The organism is Hathewaya massiliensis, from assembly GCF_902143515.1.
GTDB lineage: Bacteria > Bacillota > Clostridia > Clostridiales > Clostridiaceae > Hathewaya > Hathewaya massiliensis.
The window spans coordinates 205091-231370 of the sequence record NZ_CABFVD010000005.1; the positions used below are offsets into that span (position 1 = coordinate 205091).

Genomic DNA, 26280 nt, shown 5'->3' on the forward strand with positions numbered 1-26280 from the left:
ATGTTATTATTTACTATCGGTATGTTGTTAATTATTTATAGTGTGTTAGGACTAAAAAAAGAAAATAACCCATTTAAGAATGTACTTCAAGAAGAAAAGCAGAATATGACCCCTTTAAACACTGAAATAGGAGAATTAAGAAGGGAAGTTGGAGAGACCTTAACAGAAATTCAAATGGATATTGTGAAATTAGAGGAAGAGATAAAAAGTTTAAAAGAGGATAGATTATACGGGGATGAGGAAGTTATGAAGGAAGAAATCTCTAATAATTTTCAAAATACTTTTCCAAATAACTTTAAAGATAATTTTATTAAAAAAAGTAATTATGGTGATCAACAAGAGTTGAATATGTGTTATAATATAAATAAAACAAATATTAAAAATAAAGAAATAAATAAAGAGACAAAAAGTGATGCAATAGAAAATAAAGAAATACAAAATAGTACAAAGAAGCAAGACTTTAAAGACAGTGTAGATGTGGAGAGCAAAGTTAATATACGAAATGAGAAAATAAGACAACTCTTAAAAGAGGGAAAATCTGTTGATTACATTTGTGAAAACTTTAATATGGGAAAGGGGGAGGTATTATTAATAAGAGATTTATATACAAGTTAAAGCCCCTTTTTAGATTATTAAAAGACAAGAAATTTTTACTTGGACTAGGAGTAGGTATTGTAATTTCCTCTATATTACTTTGGAAAAGTTCTTATAATTATTCTATAAGTGATGCAGAAATAGAAAAAAGAGCTTTAAAGTTAGGAATGAAGTATGAAGATAATATTAAAGTAAAGATAGATGAGGTGAAAAAATAATATGTTAAGAGGGATATATACTGCAGCATCTGGTCTTGTAGTTGGAGAGACTAGGCAAGGAATTATAACGAATAATATTGTAAATGCCAACACAGTAGGTTTTAAAAGTGATAATCTATCTGTTAGAAACTTTGGAGATGTAATGCTATACAATTATGATAAGACCTTAGGAAGTAAAAATGTGAAAAATAACATTGGTGAGCTTAGTAAAGGTAGTGGTATAGATACTGTTAATACTTTTTTTTCTCAAGGACCACTACAAAGTACTGATAAAGATACAGACTTCGCAATTGAAGGAAGAGGATTTTTCACTGTAAATAGAAATGGAAGACAGTATTATACAAGGGATGGTCATTTTAATACAAATCTGCAAGGATATCTTGTTAATTCTAGTGGAGACTTGGTTCAAGGCATAGATTTATATACAGGGAACCTAGGGCCTATACAAGTAGGAGATGGAAAAGTTTCTTGCACCCCTGCTGGGAATATAAGAATCAATGGAACAGAAAGATTTAAATTAAATGTAGTAGATTTCCCAAATTATAATGGTCTTAAAAAGGTAGGAGACAACTTATATGAAGGAAATGGGGCTCAGAATGCTCAAAATTATGCTATAAGGAATAAGTATATTGAGAAATCTAATGTAAATGTAGTATCAGAAGCAGTAGAAATGATGGCTAACATGAGAAGTTTTGAGAGTAATCAAAAGGTAATGCAAGTTCTAGATGAGACCTTAGGTAAAGCTGTAAATGAACTTGGAGCTTTAAGATAACCTAAGATAGGAGAGATTTTATGATAAGACTTATGTGGACAAGTAAAAGTGGAATGATTGCGCAACAAGAAAAATTAGATAGTATATCTAATAATCTTGTTAATGCTACTACTGAGGGATACAAAAAGGTTAATACCTCTTTTTCAGATTTATTAAACGATTCTTTAGATAGAAGAGGATACCCATTAACTAATAGAGCAGAGGGGAAGCTTCAACATAGTGTAGGGGTTAGGACAAATAAATGGATAAGGGATAATAATCAAGGGGCACTTCGTGAAACTAATAGAAAGACAGATGTAGCTCTAGATGGAGAAGGTTATTTTCAAATAACCTTAATGGATGGTTCAAAGGGTTATACAAGAAATGGAAGTTTCAATCTTGATATTAATGGAGACCTTGTGGATAAAAATGGGAATTATGTAGATGTGGTTAGGGATGGTAGAAGTGTTAAGTTAAGTGATTTAAATTTTGATTTTAAAAACGAAGACTTATACATAAATGAAAAAGGTACTGTAAGTATAAAAAACGGAAATAATTTCCTGGAAGTTGGAAACCTACAGATTAAAAAGTTTATAGGAGAAGACGCTCTTATATCTAGAGGAGATAGTATATATATTAGAAATGAAGGTTCTACCATGTTAAATGCTAATGACTTTTCAATACATCAAGGATATACAGAACAATCCAATGTAAAGATGGAAGATGAAATTACAGAACTTATACTATCACAAAGGGCATTTCAAATGAGTTCTAATGCTTTAAAAACTTCTGATGAGATGTGGGGAATGGTTAATAATTTAAGAGGAAGATAAAAACCTTGCAAATGCAAGGTTTTTATTTTTTTCTTACTATTTTATTTAGATGAATTATTTAGAACTTCAGTAAGTGGTGGTATTACTTGTTTTTTTCTTGATACTATATTAGGAATATAACATGAATCATTATTAAACTCTACATTAAATGCTTTTCCTACTAGAGTATTATATTTTCCAACTGGGATAACTTCTGAACCACCTTCAATAATATCTGTAGCTAATAAAACTAATATATCATAGGATTCTGACTTAAGTTTTTCCTCCATTAAGTTTATTAATTCAGGTTTTTTAGCTCTAAAACCATCTAAATCCATAGTAGTTATTTGAGATACTCCTACCTTGAAAGAATTAATATGGAAAGTCTTAAAATCTTGGTTAAATATTTGATCTGGTGTTCTTCCTTCTAAAGAAGTACCAGCTTTAAACATTTCCTTTGCAAATTTTTCTGCATCTATGCCCGCAATTTTACACAACTTGTCTAAAATTTCTCTATCCCTGTCAGTTGTTGTAGGGGATTTTAAAAGTAAGGTATCTGATATAAGTGCACCACTTAATAACCCTGCCACTTCTCTTGATGGTGTTATTCCACTTTCAAAGAATCTTAAAGCAACTATAGAAGAGGTACTTCCGATAATCTCATTTCTAAAATAAATAGGTAGACCTGTTTGAATACCACCTATTCTATGATGGTCTAATATTTCTAAAAGTTCAGCATCTTTTAATCCATCTACAGATTGAGATAATTCATTATGATCAACTAAGATAATCTTTTTCTTATTTTTAGATAATAGGTGATATCTAGAAATAAGCCCTATAACTTTACCCTGATCATCTAAAATAGGATAAGTTCTATATCTAGTTTCTTGCATTTCTTTTTTTACATCTTCTATAAAATCATTTTCTTTAAAGTATACAAGGTTTTCCTTACCCATAACATATTCTACAGGTATGCTTTGAGTTATTATTCTAGAAGCTGTAAATGAATCATATGGAGTTACTATAATTGAAGAACCGTTTTTCTTGCATTTTTCTATAACACTAACACTAACTTCATAGTCTCCTGTAACTATTATTAATGATGCTTTAGATTCTGCGATAGCTTCTTGAGCATCTTCTCTGTTTCCACAAATTACAATGTCTCCCTCAGATACAAAGTTTTTTATACTTTCAGGAAGCATAGCACCTATTAAAATCTTACCTTTTAGCTTAGCTTCTTTATTGATGTAAAGAGCTTTTGCGTCTAGGGTATCTAATATATTTTCAATAGGAGTATTGCTCTTACATAGTATAGAATTATCCCAAAGTTTCATATATGTTGAGGTTAAATTGGAAGATGATACTATACCAATAAGATTTTCATTATCATCTACAACAGGAAGTGTCATTGTCTCTTCTTTTTGCATTATATCCCAGGCTTTTTTTAAGGAAGTACCTGATTTTATAGTAGGAACTTTATCTATATCTAAATCAGATATTTGAGGCTTAACAGTTTCTACTAGTTTTGGTGCTTCTACATTAAAATAATCTAATATAAATTGAGTTTCCCTGCTTACATTTCCTAATCTAATTGGGATTGCTGGAATGCTACCAGTTTTATTTTTAAATTCTGAATATCCAATAGCAGCGCAAATAGAGTCGCTATCTGGGTTTTTATGTCCTGATATATAAATAAAATCTTTCATATTAAAACTCCTTTTAAAATTAATTTTGTAATGGCTTTATAAAACCTCTATGTAAATCATAAAATTACTACTTGACAAATATATTTTAATAGTTAAACGCTTTTATGTAAAGCTTTGTTTTAAAATTTTAATGTAATATTTATTTTATTTCATAAGAACCATATAAAACACATATATATTTATAGGACTAAAAAAGCAAAGTGAAAGGGGGAAGCTTCTTTTGTTAAAGGAAAATTTATATAATAAAAGTGAATACTCAGGTTTAACAGAAGCAGAAGCTAAGAAAAGGTTAGAAAAGTATGGACCAAACATAATTGAAAATAAGCAGAGGGTTTCAGCAGTAAAAATATTTTTATCTCAATTCAATGATTTTATAATATGGGTTTTAATTGTAGCTACAATTATATCAGGAATTATGGGGGATAGGGCTGATGCCATAACCATACTCATAATTGTAGTTATGAATGCTGTTTTAGGATTTATACAGGAGTATAAGACAGAAAAATCTCTTGAGGCTTTAAAAGCCCTTGCAGCACCTACAGCAAAGGTTATAAGAAATGGAAACATTAAGGTTGTTAGTGCAGAAACATTAGTGCCAGGTGATTTATTAATTTTAGAAACTGGGGATAGAGTATCAGGAGATAGTATAATAATTAGTTCTTCTAACTGTCTTGTAGATGAATCCCTACTTACTGGAGAATCTGTAGGAGTTGAGAAAAGTACTAGTAAAAATAACAATGAAGTTTTTATGGGAACTACTATATTAAGAGGCCATGCCAAGGCCAAAGTAATGTTAACAGGTATGGATACAGAAATGGGTAAGATTGCAGATATGTTACATAACATAGAAGCAGAGCCATCTCCACTTAAAGAGAAGTTGGACTCTTTAGGAAAAGTCTTAGTCTTTATGTGTGCTATAATCTGTATTGTAGTCACAGTACTTGGGATTATTAGGGGACAAGATATAGGGGAAATGTTCTTACTTGGTGTTAGCCTTGCTGTTGCGGCTATTCCAGAGGGGCTTGCAGCTATTGTAACCATATCTCTTGCCATGGGAGTTTCAAGAATGCTAAAGAGAAACGCTTTAGTTAGAAAACTTCCTGCTGTAGAGACACTAGGATGTACCACAGTAATTTGTAGTGATAAAACAGGGACCTTAACGCAAAACAATATGACTGTAAAAGAAGTTTATTATAATAATAAAACTTTTACTGAAGATTTTTATAAAAAGCCAGAGTTAAATTTAGTTAAAAAGGCTTTTACATATTGTAATGATTGCAATTATGACTTTAAAGAAAAGAGCCTTGAAAAATCACTTTTTGGAGACCCTACAGAAACCGCTTTAATAAAGGCATTTTTTAAGGATAGCAAAGAGATACAATCTTATATAGAAAATGGCGAGAGGACTTATGAAAATCCCTTTGATTCCAGTAGAAAAATGATGTCTGTTTTATTTAATGAAGGTAATAAGGAAGTTGCTTATATAAAAGGTGCACCAGAGAGGGTAATAAAAAGATGTAGGTATATATTAATAAATGGAGAAAAGGTATTATTTCAGGGAAAATACAAAGAAGATGTTTTAAATAAAATAGAAGAGATGTCTAAAAGAGCTTTAAGATGTATAGCAGCAGCATATAAAGACACAAGCTTAAGTAGAAGTAGCTCCATAGAAGAAGAGATGATATTTCTAGGAGTTGCAGGAATTATAGATCCTCCAAGAAAGGAAGCAAAGGATGCAGTTTTAAAAAGCAAAATGGCTGGTATAAAAGTAGTAATGATAACTGGGGATCATAAAAATACTGCTTATGCAATAGGGAAAGAATTAGATATTTGTACATCTGAAGAGGAAGTTATAACAGGTGAAGAATTAGATAAGCTTAGTGAAAAAGAGCTTAAAAATAATGTTGATAAATATAGAATATTCGCTAGAGTAAGTCCTAAACATAAGTTAAAGATAGTAAGGGCATTTAAGAGTAAAGATCATATAGTATCAATGACTGGAGATGGGGTTAACGATGCACCAGCAGTTAAAGAAGCAGATATAGGTATATCTATGGGTATATCAGGTACAGATGTAACTAAAGAAGCTTCTTCTATGATTTTATTAGATGACAATTTTGCGACCATAGTAGCAGCAGTTGAAGAGGGGAGAATTATTTATGATAATATAAGAAAATTTATTAGGTATTTATTATCTTGTAATTTAGGGGAAGTTTTAACTATGTTTTTAGCCTCTATATTTTATCTTCCAACACCATTATTACCAATTCAAATATTATTTGTAAATTTAGCTACAGATGGATTACCTGCTATAGCTCTAGGAGTTGATCCAGCAGATGATGATATTATGATGAATATGCCTAGACATAAAAATGAAAGTATATTTTCAAGAGGATTAAAAGAAAAAATTTTGATTAGGGGGTCCTTAATTGGGATTTGTACAGTACTTGCATTTATAGCAGGAAGGTATTACAATATGGACGTTAAAATGTGCAGAACATTAGCACTAAGTACTTTAATATTATCACAATTACTTCATGTTTTTGAATGTCGTTCTGAGAGGCACTCTATATTTGATATAAATATATTCTCAAATATATATCTAGTAGGGGCAGTAGGGATTTCTATATTAATGCTTTTAGTTATACTTTATATTCCATTTTTCCAAGGTATATTTCATACAGTTCCATTAAATTTTGCTGAATGGACTATAGTGTTATTCTTCTCAGGGGTAATCTTCTTTATAAATAGTGTATTCCTTTATTTAAAGGATAGAAAAAAATTATAGAAAAAAAGGCTATATGAGTGTTATCATATAGCCTTATTTAAATTTTCTCCTAGGATTTACTCTTTGAACTTTTATATTTTCTGCACCTTCCATAGGCACTAAGAACTTTTTAGTATTGTTATTTCTAATATTAAGAATTTCAATAAGTTCTCTATTTTCTTTGCCTTTTTTACCTTTAAGACCTTGAATTAGAACAGAATGTCCTTGAAGAATACTCATAAACTCTACTTTCTTAAACCAACGTTTTTTATTATATACGCATTGAACAATATTTTTACTGCCTTCAGGTTTAATCAAAATAGTAGCTGTAAGTTTATGTAAAATCCATAAAAAGGATTTTTCTTCAACTTTTATAGAAAGAACCTTCCCTTGAACTTGAGTTATTCTATCTCTATTTTTTTCAAAAAACACTTCTGCTGACTTTTGTCTAAAATTATCTTTAAATCCCATATCAAAAACTCCTTTACTTTATAGTCTTTATCATTTACATAAAATTCATAATAAAGGGACTAAAATTATTATATATTAACTTATACTATATAACAAGGGTTTACACTTACTTTCTATATTATTATAATATATTTATAAAATAAGCAAAAGATAATATGACTTTGTTTTAGGAGGAGTTAATAAATATGGATAAGAAATCTTTATGTAAATTTATAGATCATACATTATTAAAACCAGATTGTAGTGCAGTAGAGGTAGAAGAACTTTGTTCTGAAGCGCTTAAATATAACTTTGCTTCAGTATGTGTAAACCCTTCTTTTGTATCCCTTTGTTCTGAAAAACTTAAAGAAAGTGGAGTTAAGGTTTGCACTGTTATAGGTTTTCCACTAGGAGCTACAACTATTGAGGTTAAGGTTTTTGAGGCAAAAAATGCTATAGATAATGGCGCTACAGAATTAGATATGGTAATTAATATAAGTAAGTTAAAGGATAAGGATTATGATTATATTAGAGAAGAAATAAAGTCTTTAGCTCAGGTTTGTAAAAATCATGCTTCACTAAAAGTAATTATTGAAACTTGTTTACTGTCAGAAGAAGAAAAGCTTATGGCATGTAGATTATCAAAAGAAGCAGGTGCAGATTTTGTAAAGACTTCTACAGGATTTTCTAAGTCTGGTGCTACAGTAGAAGATATTAAACTTATGAGAAACACAGTAGGAGACCATATGGGAGTTAAAGCTTCAGGGGGTATTAGAGATACGGTTATAGCTTTAGATATGATAGAAGCTGGAGCCACAAGAATTGGTGCTTCTGCTTCTGTAAAAATTATAGAGGGAATGAAATAGAAATTTCTTAGGATGAATTCAATTCATCCTTTTTTTATGTAGCGAAAAAGTATTTTTTGAATACTTATATACTATGTGAAGAGAGGAGGAATTTTATGATAAGTAGACTAAGTTATGATGAGATATTTTTTGATTTTAATATCGATGGGATACATGTAGATGATATAGATTCAAAAGAGTTTATGGAATATAAAGATATTTATTCTAGATTTAAAATGGCTATAAATATTAAAGAACCATCTTTCAATATATTCTTAGTAGATGACTGTTCTGAAGATAAAATAGAGCAATTAATTCATATAATTAAAGAAAAAGAAGAAAATCTAGAGATAAAAGATTTTGCATATGTTTGTTATGGAGATTCAGAAAAAATAAAATTAAAAACTTTTAAAGCAGGTAATGGTAGAAAAGTAGGAACTTATTTAGAACATATAAAAAAGTTTTATTTAGATTTAATATTTGAATTCTATAATTCTTATATGTTAGAAGAAAATAACAACATACTATCAAAGAGCTTAGAGAAAAGAGATATTATACTGCAAGGGCTTATAGAGATAGGACTTGAAAAAGGGTTTAAAATAGTTTATGGTGATACAGGTTTTTCCTTTATACCTATAATTAATGAGGATACCATTACAGAAGAAGAATTTGATTCTTTAGACTTAACAGAAAAAAATAAGATAATGGAGTCTTTAAAGGGAATAAAAAATTATACAAAAAGTATAATAAAGGAATTAAAGAGTATAGAAGATAATTATTTAGAAGAAATAAAAGGATCTTTAGGAGAATTTTTGCAAGGAAAAAGTAAAAAAAATAAGGAAGATATTAAAAATGAATTTATGGAGGATGTAGAGGGACAAAATTTATTACTTGAAATATGCAATGACATAGAAGAAAATTTATCAAATAATGCAGTTAAAAGTATTGATGAGAATGAAGGAATTATTATATCTAATATAGCAAAATATAAGTTTAAATTATTAGTAGAAAATAAACCTTCCGAGGTTCCAGTAGTATATGAAAAGTTTCCTACTTATAAAAATATTTTTGGAAATATGGAATACAAAAATAAAAAAGGTTCTTATAAATCAAGTATAGACGGTATTAAGGGTGGGAGTCTTTTAAAGGCTAACTGTGGATACTTAATTTTAGAAGCTAAGAATTTGCTAGAGGATGTTTATGCTTACAATGAACTTAAAAAGGTGTTAAAAGGAAAAAAATTAAAATTTGAAGAAAATAGAGGTATGCTTGAATTCCTTGCAGTGGAAAAATTAAATTTAGAAGAAATACCTATTGATGTTAAGGTTATTTTAATAGGTAATTACAAATATTTTAATGCACTATACAATTATGATGAAGATTTTAAAAATTTATTTAAAATTCGCTTAGAGAGCGATTCTATAATTAAAATAGATGATTATAGTAAAAAAACAATACTTAAAAACATGCTACAGATATGTAAAAAATACAAATGTAAACCTCTTACTAATAAGGCGATAAAAGAGGTGGGGCGACTTTTTTCAAGGGAAGCCGAGGATAGAGATAAGATAGATTTCAATTATGAAAAATTAAAAGATATTATGATTTTAACCTCTGCTTATGCTGTAGAAGAAGGAAAACGAGGTGTTGTATATGAGGACATAATGAATATCTATAATAAAGAAAGCTTAATTGAAAAGTATATTAAGGAAGAATATAAAAATGGTAAAATAATCTTAAATGTAGAAGGGGAGAGAATTGGAGAGATAAATGGACTTTCCGTAATACAAGGCAATGATTTAAAGATTGGTCGTCCAATGAGAATAACTTGTACATGTTCAAAAGGTAATGGAGATATAATTGATTCACAAAAAGAGAATAATTTGAGTGGAAAAGTTCATAATAAATCTGTAAGTATACTAAAGGGGCTCTTAAATAATCTTATGGGTGGCTATAATGAAATTCCTGTAGACTTTAATATAAGTTTTGAGCAGGTATATGGTTTTGTAGAAGGAGACAGTGCATCAGTAGCCGAAGCCTTAGTTATGATATCCTCCCTTTTAAGAACTCCCATAAGACAGAATATAGCTGTAACAGGATCTATAAATCAATTTGGAGACATTCAGCCTGTAGGAGGTATAAATCATAAGATTGAAGGTTTCTATGATACTTGCAAGGCCATAAATACTATGGAGAATAAGGGAGTCTTAATACCCTCTAGAAATAAAGATAATATAGTATTAAGAAAAGAAGTGGAGGATGCTATTGGCGAAGGAAAGTTTTCTATTTATACTATGGAAAATTTCTTTGATGCTATGGAAGTCATGTTCTATGAGGTAAACTTTAGGAATAGGAATATTATTGAGGAGATTGGAAGAGAACTTAAAAAGTATAATGGAAAAAAAGATAAAAAATAGTCCCATAGTGGGACTATTTTTTTACATTGAATCTTTTTATACATTAAACCTAAAGTTAACTACATCTCCATCTTGCATTATGTACTCTTTTCCTTCAAGTCTATAATGACCTTTATCCTTAGCAGCAGCTTCTGAGCCACATTCAACTAACTTATCATAGGATACAATTTCAGCTCTTATAAATCCTCTTTCAATATCAGAGTGAATTTTACCAGCAGCTTTAGGTGCTTTTGTGCCTATTTTTATAGTCCAAGCTCTTACTTCTTGTTCTCCAGCAGTTAAGAAACTCATTAGACCTAAAAGTTTGTAACTTGACTTAATTAATTTATCAAGTCCTGATTCTTTAAGACCATATTCACTCAACATTTCAAACTTTTCTTCGTCTTCTAATGTAGAAAGCTCTTCTTCAAGTTTTGCACAAACCACAATCACTTCAGAATTTTCTTCTTTTGCATATTCTTTAACTTTTTTAACCATTTCATTTTCTAAGTTACCTGCAGCTAGGTCTTCTTCTGAAATATTAGCCCCATATAATACAGGTTTTGAACTTAATAGAAACAAGCTTTTAACAAACTCCATTTCATCATCATTAAATTCTATACTTCTTACAGGTTTATTATTTTCTAAAGTATCCTTTATAGTTTTTAAAATTTCAAGTTGTTCTTTAGCTACCTTATCTCCAGAACGAGCAAGTTTTTCTGTTTTGTCTATTCTTCTTTCTAAAATTTCAAGGTCTGATAAAATAAGTTCTAAATTTATAGTCTCAATATCACGAATAGGATCAACAGAACCTTCAACGTGAACAATGTTCTCGTCTTCAAAACATCTAACAACATGTACTATAGCTTCAACTTCGCGTATATGAGATAGAAATTTATTGCCAAGACCTTCTCCTTTACTAGCTCCTTTAACAAGACCTGCAATATCATAAAATTCAATGGCAGTATGTACTTTTTTTCTAGAGTTATACATTTTAAAAAGCATATCTAATCTTTCATCGGGAACACTAACTACGCCTACATTTGGATCTATGGTACAAAAGGGATAGTTAGCAGATTCTGCACCAGCTTTTGTTATGGCGTTAAATAGTGTACTTTTACCTACATTAGGTAGACCTACGATTCCAAGTTTCATATATATTAACAACCCTTTCTTAGTTATATTTATTTAATTAATACCTATAGATTATACTCTAGAAGGAAAATTATTTCAACAAACATATAAAAGAGACTTTTAAATGATTAAATAAAAAACTTAGGTTATTTTGTCGAAGAACAACATAAAATAGGTATAATTATTGAAAAATATCTATAAGTTTTTAAATAATTATTTATAATCATGAAGGAAATCTGATTTATATATAGAATTAATTAATTGTGGTTTAAAGTGGTTAGTTGTGGTTTGAAATAGTTAACAGAGGTGGAAATATGTTCATAGGTGAGTATAATCATGCATTAGATAGTAAAAATAGAATTATTATCCCCTCTAAATTTAGAGAGAACCTAGGGAGTTCTTTCTTTATAACAAAAGGATTGGATGGATGTCTTTATGTCTATCCTAAAGATGAATGGAAAGAGTTTGAACAAAAATTAAAATCATTACCACTTACCAATAAAGATGCAAGAGTATTTTCAAGATTCTTTTTTTCAGGTGCTCATGAGGTTGACATGGATAAACAAGGTAGAGTTCTTATTCCTCAAAACTTAATTCAATATTCATGCATAAAAAAAGACATAGTAAGTATTGGGGTTGCTTCAAGGATTGAGATATGGAGTCTTGAGAAATGGATTGAATACAATGATGAAAATATAGATTTTAATGAAATAGCAGAGAGAATGAACGAACTTGGTATTTTATAAAGGAGAATATATATGAAATTTAAACATGTATCAGTATTATTAGAAGAGACTTTAAATGGATTAAGTATAAAAGAAGATGGTATTTATGTGGATGGAACCTTAGGTGGAGCTGGACATTCTAGTGAAATTTTAAAGTGCCTTAGTGAAAAAGGACATTTAATAGGTATAGACCAAGATACAGATGCATTAAATGCTGCGAAGGAGAGGTTAAAAGCATACAAAAATGTAACCTATGTTCACAATAATTTTCATAATATAAAAGATGTTTTAGAAGAGTTAGGAATTGAAGAAATAGATGGTATAATGATGGATTTAGGGGTATCTTCTTATCAACTTGATAATAAAGATAGGGGTTTTAGTTATATGCAAGATGCACCACTAGATATGAGAATGAATAGGAGTGATGAATTTTCAGCTTATGATGTTGTAAATTCATATGAGGAAGAAAAATTATTTAGAATTATAAAGGATTATGGTGAGGAGAGATTTGCAAAAAGAATAGCCTCCAATATAGTTAACGAAAGGAATCTTAAGCCTATAGAAAGTACTTTTGAATTGGTAGAAATCATAAAAAAATCTATTCCTGCAAAGTTTAGACGTGAGGGACCACATCCAGCAAAAAGGACTTTTCAGGCAATTAGAATAGAGGTTAATTCAGAATTAGATATATTAAATAAGGCTATAGAGGACAGTGTGGATAAACTTAAAAAAGGTGGGAGAATTGCAATTATTACTTTCCACTCTTTAGAAGATAGAATAGTTAAAAATAAGTTTAAGGAACTAGAAAAACCATGTACATGTCCAAGTGCTTTTCCAATTTGTGTCTGTGGAAAGGAGCCTAAAGTAAAGATAATAACAAGAAAACCACAAGAGCCTACGGAGGCAGAAGTTTTAGAGAATCCAAGAAGTAGAAGTGCAAAGTTAAGGGTTGCGGAGAAAATATAAAAAAGTTCTAAATTAAAAAGGATGTGAATAAATTGTTAGTAGCCGAAAAAGAAAAGATATATAATGAAGAATATGTAAAAAACACTACTCCCTTAAAGACTGATGAAACTTACAAAGAATTTAAAGAATTTAAAAAGGAAAATTTAAAAAACCAAAGATTAGAAAATAAAAAAATAAAATTAAGTGCTTTAAAAAGCGTAATGGTTATATTTGTAATAGGTATGGTGATTATGGTAAGATATTCCGTAATATATGCAAATCAAAAACAGATAAGAAATATGAAACAAGAAATAAGCACTATAAAACATAAGAATGATGATATAAAAGTGTATCTTATGCAATACCATGATATTAAAAAAGTAGATAGTATAGCTAGAAATAAATTTAAAATGGTAGAACCTAGTATAACAGATACATATTACTATGATCTTAGCAAAGATAATTTTAAGGATGAAAAAGAAGATAGCAAAGGAATAAATAATATATTTGAAAAGATTAAAAATATCCTTTTTTAATGGGGGGATTTAGGTGAACAAAAAGTACAGGGACAAAGTTACCCTTAAAAGGAGAGGATTATTTACCTTTTTGATCCTTTTTTTTCTCATATCATTACTAACTATTAGGATTGCATATATCATGACTTTTAAGGGAGTAGATCTAAAAGAGAAGGCTATAGACCAGTGGACTAGTGAAGTTAAGATCTCACCTAAAAGAGGTAAAATATTAGATAGAAATGGACATGAGCTTGCTGTTAGTGCCAATGTATACAGGGTAGATGTGGATTTAAATGCATTAAGGTCAGATCTTACAAAAAAGAGTGTTAATATGGAGGCATTACTTCCTGATCTTTCAAAATTGCTAGATATAGATGAAAAGGCTTTAAAGAAAAAGATGATAGATCCTCTTCCAAATGGAAAGCCTAAGGGTGCTGCCATGATTAAAAGAAGAATGGAAAGTGAAGAGACGGAAAAAGTAAAACAATATTTAAAAGAAAAGGATTATTACGGATTTATAATATCTCCAGATACAAAAAGATATTATCCCAATAACAATTTTCTATCCCATGTTCTCGGAAACACTAATGCAGATGGAGAAGGACTTATGGGGGTTGAGCAAATTTACGATAGATATCTTGCTGGTATACCTGGTATAAAGATATCTGAGTTAGACAAGAATAGAGAAGATATGCCTTATGTTATATCTGATTATATAAAGCCGGTTGATGGAAAAAATGTTGTACTTACTATAGATGAGAATATACAATATTTTGCAGAAAAAGCTGCAGAACAAGCTTTAAAAGACAATAAGGCAAAGGCTGTAAGTATTTTAGTTATGAATCCTAATAATGGTGACATTTTAGCTATGGCAAATAAGCCTGACTATAATCCTAACACTCCATATGACAATGAAAAATCACTGGAAGAAAATCAAAGGATATGGAGAAATAGGGCTGTAAGTGATACCTTTGAACCAGGATCTATTTTTAAGGTAGTGACAGCTACAGCTGCACTTTCAGAGGGAAAAGTAACTAAAAATGATAGGTTCGTATGTGGCGGAAGTAGTAAAATAGGAAAGCGAACTATTCACTGTTGGAAGAGAACAGGACACGGTTCTCAAGATTTTACTCAGATTTTAGAGAATTCTTGTAACGTTGGATTTATGGAATTAGGGAGAAGATTAGGTGGGGAAACCCTAACTAAATATATAAAACTTTTCGGCTTTGGACAAAAAACAGGGGTAGACTTAAATGGTGAAGCCTCTGGTATTGTTAAAAATGCTAAAAATATTACAGATACTGACTTAGCAACTATAGCTTTTGGACAAACTAATACAGTATCCTGCGTTCAGTTTTTAACAGGTTTCAATGCTATTGCAAATGGAGGAAATCTTATAACGCCACACGTAATGAAAGAAATAACTCACTATGATGATGACAATAATATGGTTGTTGATTTAGAATTTAAAGATAAAAAACAAAAGAAAATAATAAATGAAGATAAGGCAAGAGAATTAAGAGGTTATTTAGAAAAGGTAATTTCAGAAGGTGGAGGAAAAAAGGCTTTTATACAAGGATATCATATAGGCGGAAAAACTGGTACAGCCCAAAAAATTGCAGAGGGTGGAAAAGGGTACGCAAATCAAAAGTATATAGCATCTTTTGCTGGTATGGCACCTGCTGATAATCCCCAAGTAAGTTTGCTTGTATCTATTGATGAGCCTGATCCATCTAATTATTATGCAGGACAAATAGCAGCTCCAGTTGCAAAGCAAGTATTTAATGATATCTTTAATTATCTATCCTTTAAAGTAGATGCTACCTCTGATGAAAAAGCTAAGAGTCTTTTAAAAGATGTAGTAATACCTGAAGTTAGAGGAAAAGAAAAAGATGAAGGATTAAAGGTATTAAAAGATACAAACTTAAAAGCTAGAATAGAGGGAAGTGGGAAATATATAAAAGATATTAATCCAAAACCTGGCTCTAGCGTAAAGGAAGGAACTGAGATTATAATTTATCTTGATAATAAAAATTCTCCAGATGATACTGTTGTGGTTCCTAATTTAAAAGGCTTGGGAGTAGAACAAGCTAAAGATACCCTAGGAAATTTAGGCTTAAAGGTTAGATTTACAGGGGATGGTATGATAGCAACTCAAAGTATTGAAGAAGGTCAAAGAGTTAAAAAAGGTACAACCATCACCTTAAATTTAGAGATTATTGGAGACTAGTAAGAAGCTCTAAAGTGTGATATATTTTAAAAGAAATTTTAATTCGGCAGGAGCATCTTATGTTCTGCCGAATTTTTCAGTAAAATAATCTAAGCAAAATAAATTAAGGAGATGGTACTTTGAAATTAAATAGTATACTAGGTAATATAGAATTTAAATTATTGCAAGGCACTGTAGATATGGAAATTAATAAAATTTGTTATGATCATAGAAAAATAGAAAAAGATGATCTATTTATAGCCATAGTAGGAACAAATGTAGATGGACATAAATTTGTAGAAGAAGCTATAAAAAATGGAGCTAGGGCAGTTATTATAACTGAAGATATAAATATTAAGTGCGAAGAAACTACTGTTATTAAGGTGCAAGATGGAAGAAAGACACTTGCTATAATATCTTCAAATTATTATGGAAACCCTAGCTCTAAGCTTAAGTTAATAGGAATAACAGGGACAAATGGTAAAACTACTTCAACTTTCATGGTAAAATCTATATTGGAAAGTGAAGGTTATAAAGTTGGATTAATTGGAACTATTGCAAATTATATAGGTAGAAAAAAAATAAATTCAAGTCATACAACACCAGAGTCATTAGAATTACATAAGCTTTTTAAGGAAATGGTAGATGAAGGTATGGAGTATTGTGTAATGGAAGTATCTTCTCATTCCTTGAGTCTAAATAGAGTATACGGTGTTAATTTTGAATATGGAATCTTTACAAACTTAACAAGAGATCATTTGGATTTTCATAAGACTTTCGAAAATTATTTTGAAGCAAAATTTAAGCTTTTTGAAATGAGTAAAAAAGTTGTGGTTAATATAGATGATGAGTATGGAGAAAAAATAGTAGAATTACTAAGAGAAGATGAAACTAAGAAAATAATAACTTATGCTATAGATAAGGAATCTGATTATAGAGCTTATGATGAGAAGATTTTCTCAAGAGGAGTAGAGTTTAAAGTTTCCCATGAAGGTTCAACTGAAAATTTATACTGTGCTCTTCCCGGAAGGTACAATATATATAATTCTTTAGGTTCCATAATAGTAAGCTTAGAAGAAGGAATTAAGCTAGAGGATATAAAAAGTTCTTTAGAAAATGTAATGGTTCCAGGAAGATGTGAAATAGTTACTAAAAATAAAAATTTAGACTTTGATATTATAGTAGACTATGCTCATACTCCAGATGGACTCCAAAATATATTGAGTACTGCAAGAGAATTTACTAGAGGAAAGTTAATAAGTGTTTTTGGCTGTGGCGGGGATAGAGATAGGACTAAGAGACCAATCATGGGCAAGATTGGATGTCACTTAAGTGATATTGCAGTAATAACTTCTGATAATCCAAGAACTGAAGAACCTATGAGTATAATAGAAGATATTTTAAAGGGTTTAGATAGTGAAAATTATATAGTTGTAGAAAATAGAAGAGAAGCTATTAAGAAAGCTATTTTAGAAGCAAAATCTGGGGATGTTATAGTTATTGCAGGTAAAGGCCACGAGGATTATCAAATCTTAAAAGAAGGCAAAATACATTTTGACGAAAGAGAAGTAGTGGATGAAATACTAAAGGAGGTGTTCTAGGTGGAAACATTGACTCTTAAGGAGATACTTGAAGCAACAAAAGGTGAGCTTATTAAATCACCTAACATAGAAAAGTTTTCAAACTTAAGCACTGATACAAGAACCATTAAAGAAAAGAGTATTTTTGTAGCATTAAAAGGTGAAAGATTTAATGGAAATATGTATATAAAGGAAGCTGAGTTAAAAGGAGCATCCTTATGTATTGTAGATGAAGTCGTATTAAATGAAGATGAACTTAAGTCTTTTAATGCAGGAATAATTAAAGTAAAAGATACGAAGCATGGATTAATGGACATGGCAGCATATTATTTAAAGAAATTAAATGTAAAGGTTATAGGTATTACTGGTTCTACAGGAAAGACCTCCACTAAGGATCTAACTGCTGCAGCCTTAAGTGGAAAGTATAAGGTTTTTAAAACAGAAGGAAATTTTAATAATGAAATTGGATTACCTTTAACAATTCTTTCTATGGATAGTACCTATGAAGTGGCGGTACTAGAAATGGGAATGAGTAATTTTGGGGAAATTCATAATTTAGCTTCTGTAGCTAAACCTCATATTGGTATTATTACTAACATTGGGGTATCACATTTGGAAAACCTTAAAACAAGAGAAAATATACTTAAGGCTAAGATGGAAATAACAGATTTCTTTAATAAAGATAATATTCTTATTTTGAACCATGATAATGATATTTTAAGTACAGTAGATGATAAAAATGATTATAAATTAATAAGAATAGGTATTAATTCTTCAAAACATGGATTAAATTACAAAGCTCACCATATAATTATTAAGGAAGATGGTATAAAATTTTCCATTAGTGAGAATAATCAGGATGTAGAGGAAGTATTTGAAATAAATGCATTAGGAATGCATAGTGTCTTAAATTCACAATTAGCTATTGCTACAGCAAGAGTCTTAGGGCTTAACTTTGATGAAATCAGAAATGGATTTAAAAACATTAAAAATACTTCTATGAGATTGCAGATTATTAATAATGAGGACATAAAAATTATTAATGATTCATATAATGCAAGCCCTGATTCTATGAAGGCCGCTATAGAGTATTTAAGAACTTTAAATGGAAAGAGAAAAGTTGCAATTTTAGGAACTATGAAAGAACTTGGAGAAGATTCTTATGAGTTACATAGGGATGTAGCTAAGTTTGCAAAAGAAAAAGGGATACATGATATACTATGCATAGGAGAATTTTCTAAAGCCTATATAGAAGGATTTGGAGATGGTGCTCTGGAATTTTCTAATAAAGAAGAACTAGGAAAGTACTATAACAATCTTAGGGAAAAAGGGGATATAGTACTAGTAAAAGCATCTAGGTCTATGCAGTTTGAGGATATAGTAAACTACATTGATAAGTTACATAGCTAAAGTGAGGGATTAGAATGAGTAAGATTATTTATTATGTTATATTAGCTTTTTTTATATCTTTAATTCAGGGACCAATATTAATACCTCTTTTGAGAAGACTAAAGTTTGGTCAAAATATTAGGGACGAAGGTCCTAAAAGTCATCAGAAAAAGTCAGGGACTCCTACCATGGGTGGAATAATATTTATATTAGCTACAGCTATTACTCTTTTGATTTTTGAAAGAAGTTATAATTATGAAGCTATAGTATGCCTACTAGCATTTATTGCTTTTGGTTTTATAGGATTTTTAGATGATATGCTAAAGATTATTCATAAGCATAATGAAGGATTAAAGCCTTATCAAAAGATGGGACTAATTATATTAGTTGCAGGGCTCTTAGGAGTTTATGGAGCAAAATATATAGGTACAGATATTTATATGCCTTTTATAAATAAGACCTATGAACTTGGAGGACTATATATTCCTTTTATGGTGGTTTTCTTTGCAGCTACTACCAATGCGGTTAATTTAACAGATGGCTTAGATGGTCTTGCAACCTCTGTAAGTTTGCTTATAATAACTTTCTTTGGTCTAGTATCCTTTGCTTTTAATCACTATGCTCTAACTAGTTTTTGTGCTATTGTAGCAGGATCACTTTTAGGATTTTTAAGAAATAATTCTTATCCTGCTAAGATATTTATGGGTGATACAGGATCACTTGCTTTAGGTGGAGTTATTGCCGCAGTTGCTATGATGCTTAAACTACCAATATTAGTAGTAATAGTCGCTGGAATTCCAGTTGCAGAAACTCTATCAGTAATTATCCAAGTTACATCATATAAGCTAACTAAAAAAAGAGTGTTTAAAATGGCACCATTGCATCATCACTTCGAACTAAGTGGATGGCATGAAACAAAAGTAGTTGTTATATTTTCAATTATAACTGTTATATTGTGTCTAATTGGATTTTTATCTCTTTCCTTATAAATATTGAGGAGGTAATTATATGAAAAAACCCAAATCAAAAATGGGTCAAGTTGATTTTATTATGTTTATAACTATAATGCTTCTTGTATCTATTGGAGTAATAATGGTATATAGTGCAAGTTCTTATTCCTCTTTCTTTTCTAAAACATACAATTATGATTCTATGTTTTTTTTAAAGAAGCAGTTAATGTGGAGTATTCTTGGAACTTTTGCTATGATATTTACAATTAAAACAGACTATCATAAGTTAAAAAAATTAACACCACTTATACTTATTGTAACAACAATTTTACTTATTGTTGTGTTATTTTCAACTCCAGTAAAAGGAGCTAGAAGATGGATAAACTTAGGATTTGCAAGTATTCAGCCTTCTGAAATTGCAAAGTATGCCGTAGTAGTTGCCCTTGCTAAACTAATAGAAGAAAGAGGAGAAAAGATTAAAAGTTTTTGGGGTGGAATAGTATTTTTCCTTTGTTTTTCTGGCTTTTTTGCTGGTATGGTACTACTTGAAAAGAATTTAAGTATAGCATCTGTAATAATGATTGTTACAGTAATTATATTATTTTCATCAGGAGCTAAGATGTCTCACCTTGTATTTATAGGATCTTTTTTAGTTGCAGGTGGTGTTGCAGCTACTATATTAGAACCATACAGAATGAAAAGATTAATGAGTTTTAGAAATCCTTGGGCAGATCCTATGGACACAGGATATCAACTTATACAATCTTTACTTGCACTAGGTTCTGGTGGAGTCTTTGGAGTAGGATTAGGTAAATCAAGGCAAAAGTGTTTCTATATTCCCGAACCTCACAATGATTTTATATTTGCTGTTATTGGTGAGGAACTTGGATTAATAGGCTGCGTTTTCATTATTTCGCTTTACTTGATTCTTATATGGAGAGGAATAAGAGCCTCTTTGAAAGCTAAAGATGTTTATGGTTCCGTTTTAGCCATAGGAATAACTTCTGTTGTAGCAGTTCAAGCAATAATTAACATTGCTGTTGTTTCAGGATCTATGCCTGTTACAGGGGTTCCTCTTCCTTTTATAAGTTATGGAGGCTCTTCACTTGTGTTTAACATGATTTCCATGGGGATACTTTTAAATATAACAAGGCAGATAGAAGAAAAAGGTAAATAGACAATATAAGACGTGTTTCTACACGTCTTTACTTATTTTTTACAAGATTACTGAAAAAAATGTAACAATTAATTTAAAATTTAATATGATTAATTAGTGAAATAAGCTAAGTTAAGTGGTATTATATATATATGAACTTTAGTATTAATAATAAATATAAGGTTTTATGGTGATTGATAATGAAAGCACAGAAACTTAATAGAAAAATTACACAAAGAAAAAAAAATAAAGTTGAAAAAATAATAAAAAATAAGGATGAAGTTTTAAGAAAAAGAAGAAAGAGAAAAAGACGAAAGAATCTAATATTAGTATTTTTCTTCTTGATTAGTATACTTGCTACTATGTGTTTAAAACTACCTCAATTTTTAATAAAAAATGTACAAATAAATGATACCAAAAATGTGGATGTGAATTTTGTTGAAACTGTAGGCAATAAAGCTAAAGGGCAAAACCTATTTCTCCTAAATACTAGAGCATTAGAAGAAGAAATAAAGCAAAATAAGTATGTTAAAAATGTAAATATAAAAAGAAAATTCCCAAATAAAATAACTATAAATATAGAAGAAAATGATTCAAAACTTTACATGAAAGTAGATAAGGAATATTGGATTTTAGATAGCAATGGTAATCTTCTAGATAAGAAAAAGGAGATTAAAAATATGGAACTTATTGAAATCTTAGGGTTTTCACAAAAAGATATTAAGCAAAGTTCCATAAATTTTCAAGAACATAGACAAAAGCAATTATTAAAAGACATACTAAGGTTATCAGAAAAAAACACCTCGGAATTTAAATTTACAGGTATAGATATCTCCAATATAACTTCAATCAGTGTTAGGATTAATAATATTAATGTAAAAATTGGTACAGATTATAAATTGAAAGATAAGTTAAATAAGGCTTTAAATATTATGAGATTACATAAGATTAAAAATAATAAAGGATATATAGATATTAGACATGATGGGAATCCAGTAGTTAATGTGAAATGATGGAGGGAATATATGAAGAAAATTTGGTCAAAAGTAGCCATTGCATTTGTATTTGCTATTTTAGGATTTTTAATAACTTATCAGTTAAGAATTAGCTATGACGAGAGTAAAAATCTTGATATAAATAACCAAAATGCTGAAATTTTAAAGGAAAATGAGAGTTTAGAAAAACAAAAAAAAGATTATGAAAAGAATTTAAAGGAACTTCAAAAAAAGGTTGATGAATATGAGAAAGTTGCATCAGGAAGAAATGAATATAGTAAAATCATGTTAGAACAGTTGGAAGATTTAAAGAAAATGAATGGGCTTGTTGATTTACAAGGAGAGGGTATAATAGTCTATATAACCCCTAAGTCTAATTTATTTTCAAGTGGTAATTCAAGTCAGCCAATTACTGACTTAGATCTTTTAAGAATTGTAAATGAACTTTATGCTGTTGATGCAGAAGTTATATCCATAAATGATATTAGGTTAAATATAAGAAGCGGAATTAGGACGGCTTCTAACGCAATTAAGATAAATAATGATAGAATATCTTTTAACAAGCAAGTTGTTATAAAAGCTATTGGTAATAAGAAGTTATTAGAGTCTGCACTAAGCTTTCCAGGGAATATACCAGAGGTGTTAGAAAGAAACTGTGATGTTAAATGGGAACTAAAAGATAGTATAACTATAGAAAAAGATAGTAGTCAAAATATGGAATTCAAATATGCTAAACCTATGCAGAAGGAGTAGAGAAGAATGATTGCATTTGTCGGATTATTACTTGGAATTTTAATTGGACTTATTTGGAAGGTTAATATACCCATAAAGTTTGCACCTTATATCTCAGTTGCTATTTTCGCATGTATAGATTCGGTGTTTGGTGGACTGAGAGCAAGAATTTCTAATAATTTTAGAAGTGACATATTTATATCTGGTTTTTTTGGAAATGCAATTATAGCTGTACTTTTAGTTTATTTAGGAGATAAGTTAGGACTTCCTATATATCTTGCAGCGGTAATATTATTCGGAGGTAGAATTTTAAATAACTTTGCTATAATAAGAAGAATTTTACTTGATAAATCAAAGCGCGATCATTAGGTTAAAGAGGTGCTCTTATGAAAAAAAGTGAAGCTACAGTCTTTGTTTTTATTGCTTCAGTTATTATAGGAATATTAATTTCTATGAATATCAACTTTGGAGAAAAGAATAAAGTTTTCTTAAATATAGATCAGTATAATGAAGCTTACAATAAACGAAATAAACTCTATAAAGATATATCTAATTTAAGACAGGATTTAAATAATTACAATAAGAAATTAAATAAATATGACAGAGAAAAAAATAATAACACGGTAATTAGAGAAGAAATTGCTAAGGAAATGAAAAAAAATAAAGAATACATAGGGATGACTTCTATGGTAGGAGAAGGAATTAAAGTAACTTTAAATGATGCTTCTCAAGCTGATTTTGGCGAATATTATTCTGCTATGAATTTAGTCCATGATGTAGACATATGGTTTCTTATAAATGATCTTAGGGTTGCAGGGGCAGAGGCTATAGCCATTAATGGACAAAGGATAGTAGGAAATACATATAGCTATTGTTCAGGAACTTTTATAGAGATAAAAGGGAATAAGATTGTTGCACCTTTTTATATAGATGTAATTGGCAACAAAAACACTATAAAAGAGTATTTACTTACAGAAAGTTTTCATATTAAAAGTTTAACTGATATTAGAAAAATACAGTTAAATATTGAGGAATGGGATAAGGTTGAAGTTCCAGCTTATGAAGGAAAGTTAAAATTTAAATATGCTGATGAAAGAAGTAATTAAATAGCAATTTTTATTTAAATAAATAAAGGAATTTTAAAATAAATGAAGAATATTTTATTAAAGGCTTTTTAAAAATATTTTTTAGGAGGCACAAAATTGGATGTTAAGGAAAACTTACTTAAAATAAGATCAGAAATTCCTAAAGATGCAACTTTGATTTGTGTATCTAAAACTAAGCCCATAGAGACTATAATAGAAGCATACAACTTAGGTGAGAGAAATTTTGGAGAAAATAAAGTTCAAGAACTAATAGAAAAATATGATGCTTTACCTAAGGATATAAATTGGCATCTAATTGGTCATCTTCAAAAAAATAAGGTGAAATATATAATTGACAAAATATCCTTACTGCATTCTTTAGAGAGTACTGCTCTTTTAAAAGAGATAGAAAAACAATGTGAAAAGAATAGATGTAATCTAGATGCATTGATACAAATTAACATTGGAAGAGAAGAAAGTAAATTTGGTATTCTAGAAGAGGACTTAGATGAATTAATAGAAGCTTGTGAAAAAACAAAATTCGTTAAAATTAAAGGTTTAATGGTTATAATACCCAAAGGTAATGAGGAAAGTTGTAAATTTTATTTTAAAAAAACAAAAGAAATATTTGAGAACTTAAAAACTAAGTCCTATAAGAATATTTCTATGAAGTGGTTATCTATGGGTATGAGTAATGACTATATTTGGGCTTTGGAAGAGGGTTCAAATATGATAAGAGTGGGGCAAGGAATTTTTGGAGAAAGACACTATTAAAAATTTAAATAGGAGGAATATTTTATGGCAGGAAAAGTATTTAACAAATTAATGGATTTCTTATCTTTTGATGAAGAAATAGATGATATGGATGAAAACTATGATGTTGAAAATGAGGAAATAGAAGAGGTGGAAACTCCTACGTACAACTCACCATCTAATAATAGGGGCTCAAAGGTAGTTACATTACCAACTGCTTCTGTTGCTAAAATTGTTATAGTTAAGCCTTTTGACTTTGAAGAGGCAGCTACAATTTGTGATCACTTAAAAAGTAGAAAAATTGTGGTTATAAACACAACAGCTTTAGAGAACAAAATTGGCCAAAGACTTTTAGATTTTATTGGAGGAGCTAGTTACATAGTAGGAGGCCAAATTCAAGAAGTTGAAAAAGGGGTATATCTTTTAATACCTTCTAATGTAGAGGTTAATAGTTCATTAAAGTATGAATTACAAAATAAGGGTGTCTTTGGTTTTATGAAATAATGAAAGAGGCAAAGTAAATGAGAAGTTTAATTGGTTTTATAAGTAATGTTTTATATATAGTGGAAATATGTGTTCTTATAGATGTAGTATTATCTTGGATTCCTATAAATGAAAATGCTTTTACAGATTTAATTCATAAAATAAGCGCACCATTTTTAGAACCAGGAAGGAAAATTCAAGATAGACTTATACCTAATACACCTATAGATCTTTCACCAATATTAGCTCTTGTTATTATAAGAATAATTAGATCAATTTTATTTATTTATTAGGTACATTTATGGAAAAAAAAGAGTTTATAAAGTTTTTTAATTCTGATAAGGATGAGTTTATAGGATTAATTTATGACAAAATTCAACTTTCTTTAAGAACAAATAAAAATTCCTCTGTAAATGAATTTTTAGCACCAAATGTTTGGAGAAAACTGGAATGTTTAAAAAATAAATTAGGCATTAATATAGCATATTGGTCACCTTTTGAACATTCAGAAAAAAAGTTCCCTATTTTTTATACAGAATATATATATGATGATTTTCCTATAGATATTCTGGTTTTAAAAAATAAATCTAAATTTTCTAATTTAGAACATAGAGATTACTTAGGTACTCTAATGTCTCTTGGAATAAAGAGAGAAAAACTTGGTGATTTAATTATTATGGATAACTTATGCTACGTGCCTATTATAAATGACATTACTATGTATGTTATGTCTAATTTAGATATGGTTAAGAATTCTCCCTGTGAAGTTGAAAGTTATAATTATTCAGAGATTGAATTCCCTAAGGTTCAGTTTAAGAAATTAAACTTAATAACCACCACTATGAGATTAGACGCTGTTGTAAGCTCTATCACACATGAATCTAGAAATTCTAGTGTATCTCTAATAGAAAAAGGAAAGGTTTTACTTGATTATGAGGATGTTAGGGAAAAAAACAAATTAGTTAAGGAAAATCAAATTATAACTATAAGAGGCTATGGTAAATATAAAATAGAGGGAACCACAGGGGTTACAGGAAGAGATAGAATAAAATATACTGTTTTGCAGTTCAAGTAAATTGGGAGGTGGAGT

At 29.4% G+C, this 26280-nt stretch carries 25 protein-coding genes; 22 read left to right on the plus strand and 3 right to left on the minus strand.

The features are described from left to right. From FNZ64_RS10830 to FNZ64_RS10845, 3 genes are all read left to right on the plus strand, one after another. The gene (locus FNZ64_RS10830; RefSeq protein WP_142414823.1) at positions 1-615 is read left to right on the plus strand and encodes a DUF6115 domain-containing protein; all 615 of its coding nucleotides are present in this window, start codon (positions 1-3) and stop codon (positions 613-615) included. Between the two features lie 198 nt (positions 616-813). After that, complete coding sequence (locus FNZ64_RS10840; RefSeq protein ID WP_142414824.1) at positions 814-1584, plus strand: flagellar hook-basal body complex protein; 771 nt, start codon at positions 814-816, stop codon at positions 1582-1584. A 20-nt stretch (positions 1585-1604) separates the two neighbouring features. After that, the gene (locus tag FNZ64_RS10845; protein ID WP_142414825.1) at positions 1605-2396 is read left to right on the plus strand and encodes a flagellar hook-basal body complex protein; all 792 of its coding nucleotides are present in this window, start codon (positions 1605-1607) and stop codon (positions 2394-2396) included. Between the two features lie 41 nt (positions 2397-2437). Here FNZ64_RS10845 and FNZ64_RS10850 read toward each other — a convergent pair whose 3' ends face one another. Continuing rightward, positions 2438-4081, minus strand: a complete 1644-nt coding sequence (locus FNZ64_RS10850; RefSeq protein ID WP_142414826.1) for a putative manganese-dependent inorganic diphosphatase — start codon at positions 4079-4081, stop codon at positions 2438-2440. 220 nt (positions 4082-4301) lie between these two features. On the opposite strand from FNZ64_RS10850, the gene FNZ64_RS10855 reads away from it, so the two are divergent. Continuing rightward, the gene (locus FNZ64_RS10855) at positions 4302-6869 is read left to right on the plus strand and encodes a calcium-translocating P-type ATPase, PMCA-type (protein WP_142414827.1); all 2568 of its coding nucleotides are present in this window, start codon (positions 4302-4304) and stop codon (positions 6867-6869) included. A 33-nt stretch (positions 6870-6902) separates the two neighbouring features. Here the strand turns inward: FNZ64_RS10855 and FNZ64_RS10860 are convergent, their stop codons facing one another. Then, entirely contained in the window at positions 6903-7319 is a 417-nt protein-coding gene (locus FNZ64_RS10860) for a hypothetical protein (RefSeq protein WP_142414828.1), read from the minus strand. A gap of 185 nt (positions 7320-7504) precedes the next feature. Between FNZ64_RS10860 and deoC the strand changes: the two genes are divergently transcribed. Beyond that, a complete protein-coding gene (deoC, locus tag FNZ64_RS10865) occupies positions 7505-8164 on the plus strand; it encodes a deoxyribose-phosphate aldolase (RefSeq protein WP_142414829.1) in 660 nt (219 codons plus the stop codon). A 95-nt stretch (positions 8165-8259) separates the two neighbouring features. Next, positions 8260-10560: an AAA family ATPase gene (locus FNZ64_RS10870; RefSeq protein ID WP_142414830.1), complete on the plus strand. Its 2301-nt coding sequence runs from the start codon at positions 8260-8262 to the stop codon at positions 10558-10560. A 36-nt stretch (positions 10561-10596) separates the two neighbouring features. Here the strand turns inward: FNZ64_RS10870 and ychF are convergent, their stop codons facing one another. Beyond that, a complete protein-coding gene (ychF, locus tag FNZ64_RS10875; protein ID WP_142414831.1) occupies positions 10597-11694 on the minus strand; it encodes a redox-regulated ATPase YchF in 1098 nt (365 codons plus the stop codon). 293 nt (positions 11695-11987) lie between these two features. Here ychF and mraZ point away from each other — a divergent pair, with 293 nt between their 5' ends. From mraZ to FNZ64_RS10955, 16 genes are all read left to right on the plus strand, one after another. After that, positions 11988-12419 (plus strand): division/cell wall cluster transcriptional repressor MraZ, encoded by a 432-nt coding sequence (mraZ, locus tag FNZ64_RS10880; protein ID WP_142414832.1) that lies wholly within the window; start codon positions 11988-11990, stop codon positions 12417-12419. Between the two features lie 12 nt (positions 12420-12431). Next, positions 12432-13364, plus strand: a complete 933-nt coding sequence (rsmH, locus tag FNZ64_RS10885) for a 16S rRNA (cytosine(1402)-N(4))-methyltransferase RsmH (RefSeq protein WP_142414833.1) — start codon at positions 12432-12434, stop codon at positions 13362-13364. A 32-nt stretch (positions 13365-13396) separates the two neighbouring features. Further along, entirely contained in the window at positions 13397-13879 is a 483-nt protein-coding gene (locus FNZ64_RS10890; protein WP_142414834.1) for a hypothetical protein, read from the plus strand. A 13-nt stretch (positions 13880-13892) separates the two neighbouring features. Next, a complete protein-coding gene (locus FNZ64_RS10895) occupies positions 13893-16088 on the plus strand; it encodes a stage V sporulation protein D (protein WP_142414835.1) in 2196 nt (731 codons plus the stop codon). Positions 16089-16207: 119 nt separating this feature from the next. After that, positions 16208-17668: a UDP-N-acetylmuramoyl-L-alanyl-D-glutamate--2,6-diaminopimelate ligase gene (locus FNZ64_RS10900; RefSeq protein WP_142414836.1), complete on the plus strand. Its 1461-nt coding sequence runs from the start codon at positions 16208-16210 to the stop codon at positions 17666-17668. After that, positions 17669-19057, plus strand: coding sequence for a UDP-N-acetylmuramoyl-tripeptide--D-alanyl-D-alanine ligase (locus FNZ64_RS10905; protein WP_142414837.1), 1389 nt, complete (start codon positions 17669-17671; stop codon positions 19055-19057). Between the two features lie 14 nt (positions 19058-19071). Then, on the plus strand, positions 19072-20025 hold the full coding sequence (gene mraY, locus FNZ64_RS10910) for a phospho-N-acetylmuramoyl-pentapeptide-transferase (RefSeq protein ID WP_142414838.1): 954 nt from the start codon (positions 19072-19074) through the stop codon (positions 20023-20025). A gap of 19 nt (positions 20026-20044) precedes the next feature. Beyond that, entirely contained in the window at positions 20045-21163 is a 1119-nt protein-coding gene (gene spoVE / locus FNZ64_RS10915; RefSeq protein WP_142414839.1) for a stage V sporulation protein E, read from the plus strand. 179 nt (positions 21164-21342) lie between these two features. Further along, positions 21343-22155: a cell division protein FtsQ/DivIB gene (locus tag FNZ64_RS10920; protein ID WP_142414840.1), complete on the plus strand. Its 813-nt coding sequence runs from the start codon at positions 21343-21345 to the stop codon at positions 22153-22155. Positions 22156-22167: 12 nt separating this feature from the next. Then, a complete protein-coding gene (locus tag FNZ64_RS10925) occupies positions 22168-22890 on the plus strand; it encodes a DUF881 domain-containing protein (protein ID WP_142414841.1) in 723 nt (240 codons plus the stop codon). 6 nt (positions 22891-22896) lie between these two features. Beyond that, positions 22897-23238 (plus strand): small basic family protein, encoded by a 342-nt coding sequence (locus tag FNZ64_RS10930; protein WP_142414842.1) that lies wholly within the window; start codon positions 22897-22899, stop codon positions 23236-23238. Positions 23239-23255: 17 nt separating this feature from the next. After that, complete coding sequence (locus FNZ64_RS10935) at positions 23256-23975, plus strand: DUF881 domain-containing protein (RefSeq protein WP_142414843.1); 720 nt, start codon at positions 23256-23258, stop codon at positions 23973-23975. 96 nt (positions 23976-24071) lie between these two features. Then, entirely contained in the window at positions 24072-24728 is a 657-nt protein-coding gene (locus tag FNZ64_RS10940) for a YggS family pyridoxal phosphate-dependent enzyme (RefSeq protein ID WP_142414844.1), read from the plus strand. Between the two features lie 24 nt (positions 24729-24752). Next, positions 24753-25211 (plus strand): cell division protein SepF, encoded by a 459-nt coding sequence (locus tag FNZ64_RS10945; protein WP_142414845.1) that lies wholly within the window; start codon positions 24753-24755, stop codon positions 25209-25211. Positions 25212-25228: 17 nt separating this feature from the next. Beyond that, complete coding sequence (locus FNZ64_RS10950; protein ID WP_142414846.1) at positions 25229-25483, plus strand: YggT family protein; 255 nt, start codon at positions 25229-25231, stop codon at positions 25481-25483. Between the two features lie 8 nt (positions 25484-25491). Further along, a complete protein-coding gene (locus FNZ64_RS10955; protein WP_142414847.1) occupies positions 25492-26265 on the plus strand; it encodes a YlmH family RNA-binding protein in 774 nt (257 codons plus the stop codon). The last annotated feature ends 15 nt before the right edge of the window (positions 26266-26280 follow it).